The sequence below is a fragment of the Corallococcus sp. CA041A genome, assembly GCF_003612075.1.
Lineage (GTDB): Bacteria > Myxococcota > Myxococcia > Myxococcales > Myxococcaceae > Corallococcus > Corallococcus exiguus.
The window spans coordinates 1-1,434 of sequence record NZ_RAWF01000537.1; the positions used below are offsets into that span (position 1 = coordinate 1).

Consider the following 1,434-nt stretch of genomic DNA (forward strand, 5'->3'; position numbering starts at 1 on the left):
CCACCCCCACCTGACGCCCGGCCAGCGCGTAGCCCGCATCCCACCGCGCCGAGTGCATCACCTTGCCCCGGAAGCGCTCCAACCCGGGCAGGGGTGGAATCACGGGCTCGCTCAACGTGCCCACCGCCGCCACGAGAGCGTCCGCGGTGAGGGTGCCGTGGGATGTCTCCAGCACCCAGCGCCGAGCCGTCACGTCCCACTTCGCGCGGAGGACCGCGTGCCCCAAGCGCAGGAAGGGCGCGAGCTGGAAGCGCCGCACGCAGTCGCGCAGGTACTCCTGGATCTCCCAGCCCGGTGAGTAGGCGCGCGACCAGCCGGGGTTCGGCGCGAAGGAGAACGAATACAGCAGCGACTGCACGTCGCACGCGCAGCCGGGGTAGACGTTGTCACGCCAGACGCCCCCCACGTCGTCCGCGCGCTCCAGGATGACGAAGTCGTCGTTGCCGTCCTGCCTCAACCGGATGGCCATGCCCAACCCGGCGAAGCCCGCGCCCACGATGGCGACTCGCACATGCTGCGGAAGACGGGGAGCCACCGGATGGACCTCCTGGATGCGAAGGGGCGCGAAGCCCCCGACCTTCATGCTGTGCACATTCCGCCCGACACGGCACCTACGGGAAGGTCCAGAGACCTGGGGAAGCCAGCCGAGGCGGCCTCAACCTGTCCGACTGTCGGGCAGGTTCGCGCGGCGTAGGATGCCCCGCCGTGACGACGCCCCCATCCTTCGCGCCCCTCTTCCGCACGGTCACGCCAGCGGACGAACCGTTCCTCTTCACGCTCTACGCGAGCACGCGCGAGCAGGAGCTGTCCGCGTGGGGCTGGCCGCCCGCGCAAGCGGAACTGTTCCTGCGGATGCAGCACCAGGCACAGGCCCGCCACTACGCGGCGACCTATTCCCCGGAGGGCCACACCATCATCGAAGTGGAGGGAGTCCCCGTGGGCCGCCAGTGGCTGGTGCGCACCTCCGCGGAGCTGCTGCTCCTGGACGTGACCCTGCTTCCCACGTGGCGGGGACAAGGCCTGGGCACGCACCTGCTGAACGCGATTCAAGCGGAGGCAGCGCGGGCGCGCGTGCCCGTGCGGCTGCATGTCACGCGCGACAATCCAGCGCTGCGGCTCTACACCCGGCAAGGCTTCACGTCCGTGCCGGGCAGCGACCCGGCGTCGCCTTACCTGGAGCTCCAGTGGCGGGCTCCGGAGGGCGACGCTGGAACCGGCGGCGGGTGAGCACGCCGGTCCCGTGAGGCCCCGCGCCTACAGCCCCAGCAGCGTCTCGGGTTCCGGGGCGACCGTCTGGAGGAAGTAGCCGCCCGTACCTGCAGAGGGGATATCGATCGTCGGCGAGCCCACGAAGGCGGTACCGCCCGCGTTGCCGCCGCTCCCGCCGCTGCCACCACCGCCGCCACCTGGAATGACGCTGGTGCCACCCCCAGC

General features: G+C 71.1%; 3 protein-coding genes. 1 reads left to right on the plus strand and 2 read right to left on the minus strand.

All coding sequences use genetic code 11. The features are described 5' to 3' along the window. Positions 1 to 583 (minus strand): NAD(P)/FAD-dependent oxidoreductase (locus D7V77_RS41980; protein WP_147452360.1); only part of this gene is annotated, 583 nt, incomplete at its 3' end. A 122-nt stretch (positions 584 to 705) separates the two neighbouring features. Here D7V77_RS41980 and D7V77_RS41985 point away from each other — a divergent pair. After that, on the plus strand, positions 706 to 1,227 hold the full coding sequence (locus D7V77_RS41985) for a GNAT family N-acetyltransferase (protein WP_120581730.1): 522 nt from the start codon (positions 706 to 708) through the stop codon (positions 1,225 to 1,227). A 27-nt stretch (positions 1,228 to 1,254) separates the two neighbouring features. On the opposite strand, the gene D7V77_RS44105 is transcribed toward D7V77_RS41985, so the two are convergent. After that, positions 1,255 to 1,434, minus strand: a 180-nt coding sequence (locus D7V77_RS44105) for a hypothetical protein (RefSeq protein WP_304485893.1), incomplete at its 5' end; no start/stop codon positions are given.